Source organism: Protofrankia sp. CiT1 (assembly GCF_917627335.1).
In the GTDB taxonomy this organism is placed as follows: Bacteria; Actinomycetota; Actinomycetes; order Frankiales; family Frankiaceae; genus Protofrankia.
This window is the reverse complement of record NZ_CAKJTP010000026.1, coordinates 34564-42556: the sequence shown is the minus strand read 5'-3', so window position 1 is coordinate 42556 and position 7993 is coordinate 34564. Positions and strand designations below refer to the sequence as shown.

Sequence of the window (7993 nt, the reverse complement as noted above, 5' to 3'; positions counted from 1 at the left end):
TCTAAGCCGAAGTTGCGTGATCTTGATTGGATCTGACGGCATCTACCTGCAGATTTTGCTTCCGTTGGGCAAACTGTAGCCAGTATTCTTATGATTTTTTCGTGTGGCCATCGAGTGTCGGCTGCACGTGAGATCCCGGGCCGGTGTGCTCGTCGCCGGACATACTTGCAAAGCTGTGACCTGCGGAAACGTCGTGCACCACCGCACTATCAGTGTCTATTTCGCTCGGCAGAGTGATGTGTAGTCAGTAGGTGAATCCTTGATCAGAACAAATGTCCAGGTCACCGGCCTACGGTGCGCTCATGATCACGTAACTTCGGATTAAGAGAGCAAGGCAGACCGTTCGCCGACGTACGTGGACGTCCGGTGACCTGTGGTGCGCGTTCGCCAGCCTCCGTGCCTGTCCACCGACGTCCGCCGACTCGGGTACACCGTTGGACCGTGGTGCGGATGCCGTGCCGTCGTGAAGCGGTTTTCAAGACCATCTTGGCTATCCGGGGATCATGCCGTTCACCTGAACGTTCGCCCCCATGGGACCACGACCGTGTACAACGTCTCCACATATTCCCCACAGACACTCACCTGACCCGGGTGTTCGCGCCTGTCCGCTCACGCTGCCGTCAGCGTTCGCTGTCGCTAGAAAACAGGTAACGAGGGGCGGGAGGGTAGACCCCGCACGATCGGTGAGACTCACAAGACCTACCCAATCCGCGACCGCCGTGCCATCACCGGCTGGCTGTTGGCCTACTGGGCGTGCGCAAGGAGCTGGACCGCGCGTTCGGCCAGCAACCGGACCTCGGTCTGGACGTCCGTCCCGTCGATGATGAACTCGAAGATGCCCGGATCTGTGTAGTAGCGGTAGATCAACATCTCGAAATCCTCCGCCGTCGCATGGGTCATTCCTGTACGCGCGGCGAGCTCCAGGATGTCTCGCGAGTCCTTGCGACGCTGAGCGACCAGTTTCGTGGCGAGGAGGAACTCGTCCGAGGCGTATGTGACGCGAAGCCCTGGCCCGGCTACCGGCGTCGGCGCGTCTTCGGGCACTGGTGGCATCCACATGCTCGCGCGGGTGTTGAGCCAGTTCCGCGGAAGGCCGATCTCGGCAGCCAGCGCGCGAGCCTCGTCCATGACGATTTCATCGCGGGTGATCGCGTCGATGTCCTCTGTCTGTCGCAGGTACTTGCTCGAGCCGACGGCGATAGCGGCACCACCTACGATGAAGACCGATGCAGACGCGCCTCGCGAGCGGAGGCGCTCGTCGAGCTTGGCGAGCAGAGCGGTTATCTCGTCTGCCGTGAACTCGTAGCCTTCGGTCACGCGGTGACCAGGTCGCGGGCGGGGACGAAGACGTTGAGTTCCTTCAGGAACTCCGGGGTTTTGGCGATGACCTGTTCGCGAGTGAGAAACGGATGATCGGGAATCCACGGCTCGGGCAGGCACCTGGGCTCGCACCACGCGGGTGGTTCGACACCGACCTGGTCGAACTCGCGGCGTGTCAAAACGGCCAGCAGGGTGTCGAAACCGGCGCTCCCCGTCGACGGCGGGGCCGCCTCCCATGCGCAGACCGTGTCACCACCATCCTCGAGGAGCATGCGCAGGTGGTCGCGGCCCTGAAGAAGCATCCGCCATGCCCAGTCCTCGTCGTCGGTGTCGCGGATGATCTTAGCGGTGACCGGCGCGGACATTACCCGCGCACGACGTGTGGCGGCGAGGCCCTGGGCTATGCGCTGTGCGCGGAAACAGAACGCGGCGGTCGGCTTCGTCCTGCCGGAGCGGTAGGTGGAGAACCGGGAAGGCGAGGTCCCGAGCGCGGCGGCGAACTCGGCCTGGGTCAGGCCGCTGTCGGCAAGGGCACGGTCCAGCCAGGCCGTGACCTTGCGCGTGTCCCGATCGAGCTTCACGTGGCACCTCCCTGCTCCGAATTATCTCATCAGGCAACCAGGGTGGACGTCTGTCAAGCCGAGAGTGGACGTCTGCCGGCTCGGCTGTCAGTTTGGCTGTCAGGCCCATAAGGCGGGATCCAGAGGTAAAAATGATCTAGAGTCCCGTAGCTGTGATCGGTTGCGGGGCTCTGGCTTGCGGAGATGCGGCGCGCTTGGAGGGACTCGAACCCCCAACCTCTTGATCCGTAATCCTCAGCGATACGTCCATGGATGTCCACCGATATCCATCAGGGCAGGTCATGGCTTCGGGAACGTCCACCGGCGTCCGCCCCCGTTGCAGTACACATGCAGTACGGTGCCTGTCTGGCTGCCTGTGACGGAACGTGAGGAATCCGATCAAAGGTCGGGTCCGCCTGCTCGACGAGAGCCTGGGGCCGTGCTGGTCCTGGGAGGGTGAGCGCGAGCTGTAGTCGGGCAAGCACACGACCATCGGACAGTGCTGCGTCAGGTGGCGGCGGCAACATATCATCAGGTGTGGTGGCCAGCCTGCGACCAGCCGATGTATACGATCGCTGGCCGGTTGCCCGAGTGGGACGAGCGCCAGGGCGGCTATGTCGATCCGGCCACGGCCGAACCGCTGCCGACGTGGGATGAGGCGTTGGAGGCAATCGGGGACGATGACCCGCCGTCGCACGTCGTCCGTTTCGGGCCTCAGCTGCGCGCCGACGGCGTGACGGCGAACTCGGCGCAGGTTGGCCGAATGATCGGTTATCTCACCAAGTACCTGACAAAGGCGCTGGACGTCTGCCACGAGGTGACCACCGACGCCCAGCGTCGCCACGTCGATCGACTCGCTGAGGCGCTGCGGTTCGAGGCGTGTGCGCCGACCTGCGCGAACTGGCTACGCTACGGCATCCAACCACGCAACCCCCGGCCCAGACTGACGCCAGGCTACTGCAAGGGCAAGGCCCACAGGCAAGCCACACTCGGGTTCGGAGGGCGCCGGGTTCTTGTCTCTCGTCGGTGGTCGGGAAAGTCGCTCAGCGACCACCGTGTCGACCGACGAGAGTGGATCGCGGCTCAGCTCGCCGTGCTCGGCCGGACCATGCCTGACCCGTCCCGGTTGATCTGGCTGCCCGCCCATCCCGGTGATCCCGGCGTCCCGCGCCGCGAATACCTGATCATGCGGGGGATAGCGGACCGGATCCGGTGGCGGGCCGAACTCCAGACGGCGGCGAACGCTCCTCCCGATGTCGGACCATCATCACCAGCGATCGTCCCGGCGGCCTGACTGGCCAGCCGCCCGACACATCCGACATGTACCCACCTGTGTGGGTAAACCGTGGCCAAGATCTGGAATGGGCAGACCACAGCGGCTACGATTAGCCCCATGACCAGGACATACCTGAGTGCCCCCGGCAGGATTCGAACCTGCGCACCCGCCTCCGGAGGGCGGTGCTCTATCCCCTGAGCTACGGGGGCTTCAGGGCAAGCGGGTATACCGTACCAGGACCGCGACGGTGGCCGCGTAGACGGGTCGCCGTAAGCTCCCGATGTGTATTGCGCCCCCCCACGTGTCCTCGTTGTCGATGATGACGCGGTGATCCGTCAGCTCGTGGTGGTCAACCTTGAGCTGGAGGGCTTCGAGGTGCACACCGCGATCGACGGGCTGGACTGCCTCGAGCGGGTGCGGGACATCGCGCCACAGGTGATCACATTGGATGTCATGATGCCTCACCTGGACGGCTGGGACGTGATCGCTCGGCTGCGCGACGACCCTGAGACAGCGGACATCCGGGTGATCCTGCTGTCCGCCCGTGCCCAGGCCGCCGATCTCAGGCGCGGGAAGCGTCTTGGCGTCGACTACTACCTCACGAAGCCGTTCGACCCGGATGAGCTGATCGGGGTTGTGCGCAGGCTGGCCGGCCACGGCCAGACCGTCTGACACGCGGGCCGCTGGAGCGCGGGCTGCCTGCCGTCGACAGCGTGATGATCGGTGGCGATCGGTTCCGCTGTCCCGTGCCACTACCGCCGCCCACCGCCGATAACATCACGCCATGACTCCCGACGGCCTCGCGGAAGTTCTGCGGGCCATCATCGGGCAGCTGGTCGCGGACGGCGCGCTTGATGTGGTGATCCCCACGGTGGTGCCGGTCGAGCGCCTCAGATTTTTTGATCGTGGTGATTACGCCACGCCGATCGCGCTGCGCCTCGCCCGCTCGGCCCGGCGATCACCGCGCGAGGTCGCCGAGGCGGTCGCGGGCCGGTTGCGCCAGGATCAGGCGGTGGCCGCGGTGGCGGTGGCCGGTCCCGGTTTCCTCAACATCCGGCTGGCTGGCGGGGCTCTCGGCGAGATCGCACGTACGGTCGTGCGCGCGGGCGGCAGTTACGGATGCGGCCCGGCTGTGAAGGGCTGGCGCGGTCCGCCCGAGGCCTGCGCCACCCGGGCGAACGCCGAGACCGGGTACGCACACCCGGCCGGCCCGGTCACCCTTGCCGCCGCGCGCCGAGCAGCCGTGGCGGACGCATCGGCTCGGCTGCTCGACGCGGCCGGCGGTCAGGGCGGCGGTCTTGCCGGGATCGGTGCGGTCACCGCGGCGGCGGGCGAGGCTCAGCCGGGGCGGCCTGGCGGCGTCCGTCGTGACCGCGGGCCCATCGGGCAGCGGGTGACGCTGACCCGCGGCGGTGCGCCGGTGCGGACGCCGGCATCGGCCGGGGGACCGCCCCTGATCGATGATCTGGTGGATGCCGTCGGCGCCGACGCCGCCCGTTACTGGCTCGTCCGTGTTCCGCTGGACAGCGCCCTCGTTCTCGACCTGGACGTCATCGCCGGCCAGACGGATGACAACCCGTTTTTCTGTGTCCAGCACGCCCATGCCCGGATCCGCGCGCTGCTGCGCAGTGCCGGAGAGCTGGGACTGTCCCTGGATGCGGAGGGCGCCGATGTGCTGTTGCTGACCCATCCGCGCGAAGGCGACCTGCTGCAGGCGTTGGGTGAGCTGCCGAGGGTCGTGCGGACCGCGGCCGATCGCCGGGCGCCGTACCGGGTGGCGCGTTACCTCGAGGAACTCGCCGGCACGTACCGCCGTTTTCACGGCGTCTGCCGGGTACTGCCGCAGGGGGACGAGCGGGCGGGTGCGCTGGGCGGAGCGCGGCTGCTCCTGGCTGAGGCGACCAGGACCGTGCTTGCGAGTGGCCTGCGGCTGCTGGGAGTGCCGGCCCTGACGAGGATGTGACTGTTCGTGCGCGACGCGGATACGCGTGATGAGGATGTGACTGTTTGTGCGTGATGTGATCTATCTCGCCCAGCATCAGACGCAGCTGGAGGAAGGGCTGTGGCCGGCGTCCGCCGTTCTGGACACGGACGGTGTGCTGCGGGTCGGCGGGCTGCGGGTTGACGCGCTCGCCGCCGAGTTCGCCACGCCCGCCTACATCCTGGACACGGAGGACTTCCGGGCGCGTTGCCGGGCGTGGCGCTCCGCTTTCGCAGACGGGGACGTCTACTACGCGGGCAAGGCGTTGCTGTCGCGTTCCATCGCCCGATGGGTGCTCGCCGAAGGGCTCTCGCTGGATGTCTGCACAGGTGGTGAGCTGGGCATCGCGGAAGCGGTGGGCTTTCCGCCCGAGCGGCTGCTCTTCCACGGCAACAACAAGTCCACCGCTGAGCTGCGGCGGGCGGTCGCCTACGGCGTAGGGCGGATCGTCGTCGACTCGTTCGTGGAGATCTCCCGGCTGGCGGCGGTGGCCGCGCGGGCCGGCGTGCGCCAGCGGGTGTTCGTCCGGGTCACACCCGGAGTGGAGGCTCACACCCACCACTACGTGGCCACCGGGCAGGAGGACCAGAAGTTCGGCTTCTCCCTGGCCAGCGGTGCCGCGGCCGAGGCGATCAGTCAGGTGCTGGCCGCGCCCGAGCACCTTGAGCTCGTCGGGACCCACGCGCACATCGGCTCGCAGATTTTCGACACCGCCGGTTTCGGGCTGGCCGCCCATCGGATGGTGGGGCTGCTGGCCGCCGTTCGCGATGCCCACGGGGCCGAACTGCCTGAGCTCGATCTCGGCGGTGGCCTGGGGATCGCCTACACCGGCGAGGACGCGCCACTGGAGGTCGCGGAGGTCGCGGACCGGCTCCGCGCGATCGTCGGCAAGGAGTGCGCCGCGGCCGGACTCGCCGTCCCGCGGCTGGCGGTCGAACCGGGCCGGGCCATCAGTGGCCCGACCGCGATCACGCTGTACGAGGTCGGGACGGTCAAGGAACTGCCGGGGCTGCGTACCTATGTCAGCGTCGACGGCGGGATGAGCGACAACATCCGTACCGCGCTGTATGATGCACGCTACACGGCCCGCCTTGTCTCTCGGCGCAGCATGGCTGCACCCCGCGTGGTGACGCTGGTGGGCAAGCATTGCGAGTCCGGCGACGTCATCGCCCACGATGTGGCGCTGCCTGCCGACATCCGGCCTGGCGATCTTGTCGCTGTGCCGGCGAGCGGGGCGTACCACCGGTCCATGGCAAGCAACTACAACCATGTTCCGCGGCCACCTGTTGTCGCGGTCGGCGCCGGCCGGGCTCGCATGATCGTCCGCAGGGAGACCGAGATGGACATGCTGCGTCTTGACATCGACGAAGCGGGCATCCCCGAGCCCGAACCCGAGATCGACGGGGTCGAGCGCGGGGATGCCCGGACCGGCGTCGGTGTGGCTGTCCGGGGCGGCGCGCGTCCGGGCGACGGCGGGGCGAACGCACGATGAGGAATCCATGACGAGAACCACATGGTGAGGAACGCGGGATGAGGATTGCCCTGCTCGGGTGCGGTGTGGTCGGGGGTGAGGTCGTCCGGCTCCTGCACACCCACGCCGAGGACCTCGCCGCTCGGGTGGGCGCGCCCCTGGACCTCGCCGGTATCGCGGTCCGCCGCCTGTCGGTGGTCCGCGACCTGCCGGTCGATCCAAGGATCTTCACCACGGATGCGGAAGGGCTCGCGACCCGGGAGGACATCGACATTGTCGTCGAGGTGGTGGGCGGCATCGAGCCGGCCCGCACCTGGCTGCACGCGGCGCTCGGCGCGGGAAAATCGGTGGTGACCGCGAACAAGGCGCTGCTGGCCACCCACGGTGCCGCGCTGTACGGCGCGGCGGCCGAACACGGCGTGGACCTCTACGACGAGGCCGCGGTCGCCGGTGCGATCCCGCTGCTGCGCCCGCTGCGGGAGAGCCTCGCCGGTGATCGCGTCCGACGGGTGCTCGGCATCGTCAACGGCACCACCAACTTCATCCTCACCCGGATGGACGAAACCGGTGCCGGGTTTGCCGAGGCGCTCGACGAGGCGACCACCCTCGGATATGCGGAGGCCGACCCGAGCGCGGACATCGATGGATTCGACGCCGCCGCCAAGGCCTCGATCCTTGCGCAGCTCGCCTTTCATACCCGGGTCACGCTGGCCGACGTCTATCGGGAGGGCATCGGCGGCGTCACCGCCGCGGACATCGCCAGCGCCCGCGCGATGGGGTGCACGGTCAAGGCGCTGGCCATTGCCGAACGGTCACCGCAGACGCCGGGCGTGAGTGTGCGGGTGCATCCGGCGATGATTCCCCGTTCCCATCCGCTCGCCGGAGTCCGGGAGGCGTTCAACGCCGTGTTCGTCGAGGCGGATGCGGCTGGGCAACTGATGTTCTACGGTCGCGGGGCGGGCGGTTCACCGACCGCCTCCGCGGTGTTGGGCGATCTGGTGGCGGTGGCGCGCAACCGGCTGGCCGGCCGCCGGGGTCCGGGCGAGTCGGCCTACGCCGAGCTGCCTGTGCTGCCAATAGGCGCCACCGTGACCCGTTACCACATCAACCTGGATGTGACGGACAAGACCGGAGTGCTCGCCTCGGTCGCCGCCGCATTCGCCCATCGGGACGTTTCCATACAGAGTGTCCGCCAAGACGGCCATGGCGACGACGCGAGTCTTGTTCTGATCACGCACAGCGCCAGTGACGCGGCACTGTCCGCGACAGTCGAGGAGCTGCGGGAACTGGACGTCGTCCGGGCGGTCGCGGGTGTGATGCGGGTAGAGGGAGGTGAGCTGTGACGACATCGCCAGTGGCGGCATCGCAGCCGCAGCCGCGGATGA

Annotated in this window: 7 protein-coding genes and 1 tRNA gene; 5 read left to right on the top strand and 3 right to left on the bottom strand. The window is 67.8% G+C overall.

The features are described 5' to 3' along the window. Positions 1-744: 744 nt before the first annotated feature. Both MJ785_RS07120 and MJ785_RS07115 read right to left on the bottom strand, forming a co-directional pair. Positions 745-1317 (bottom strand): DUF6036 family nucleotidyltransferase, encoded by a 573-nt coding sequence (locus MJ785_RS07120; RefSeq protein WP_239308641.1) that lies wholly within the window; start codon positions 1315-1317, stop codon positions 745-747. Then, positions 1314-1901, bottom strand: a complete 588-nt coding sequence (locus MJ785_RS07115) for a helix-turn-helix transcriptional regulator (protein ID WP_239308642.1) — start codon at positions 1899-1901, stop codon at positions 1314-1316. Before MJ785_RS07115 ends, MJ785_RS07120 begins: the two co-directional genes overlap by 4 nt. A gap of 478 nt (positions 1902-2379) precedes the next feature. Here MJ785_RS07115 and MJ785_RS07110 point away from each other — a divergent pair, with 478 nt between their 5' ends. Then, entirely contained in the window at positions 2380-3174 is a 795-nt protein-coding gene (locus MJ785_RS07110; protein WP_370652884.1) for a replication initiator, read from the top strand. Between the two features lie 119 nt (positions 3175-3293). On the opposite strand, the gene MJ785_RS07105 is transcribed toward MJ785_RS07110, so the two are convergent. Beyond that, positions 3294-3365, bottom strand: a tRNA-Arg gene (locus MJ785_RS07105). 73 nt (positions 3366-3438) lie between these two features. On the opposite strand from MJ785_RS07105, the gene MJ785_RS07100 reads away from it, so the two are divergent. The 4 genes from MJ785_RS07100 to MJ785_RS07085 all read left to right on the top strand — a co-directional run bounded on the left by MJ785_RS07100 (position 3439) and on the right by MJ785_RS07085 (position 7951). Next, positions 3439-3828, top strand: a complete 390-nt coding sequence (locus MJ785_RS07100) for a response regulator transcription factor (RefSeq protein WP_255724007.1) — start codon at positions 3439-3441, stop codon at positions 3826-3828. Between the two features lie 112 nt (positions 3829-3940). Further along, positions 3941-5119 (top strand): DALR anticodon-binding domain-containing protein, encoded by a 1179-nt coding sequence (locus MJ785_RS07095; protein ID WP_239380223.1) that lies wholly within the window; start codon positions 3941-3943, stop codon positions 5117-5119. Between the two features lie 85 nt (positions 5120-5204). Then, positions 5205-6629: a diaminopimelate decarboxylase gene (gene lysA / locus MJ785_RS07090; RefSeq protein WP_370652885.1), complete on the top strand. Its 1425-nt coding sequence runs from the start codon at positions 5205-5207 to the stop codon at positions 6627-6629. 38 nt (positions 6630-6667) lie between these two features. After that, a complete protein-coding gene (locus tag MJ785_RS07085) occupies positions 6668-7951 on the top strand; it encodes a homoserine dehydrogenase (RefSeq protein WP_239308646.1) in 1284 nt (427 codons plus the stop codon). The last annotated feature ends 42 nt before the right edge of the window (positions 7952-7993 follow it).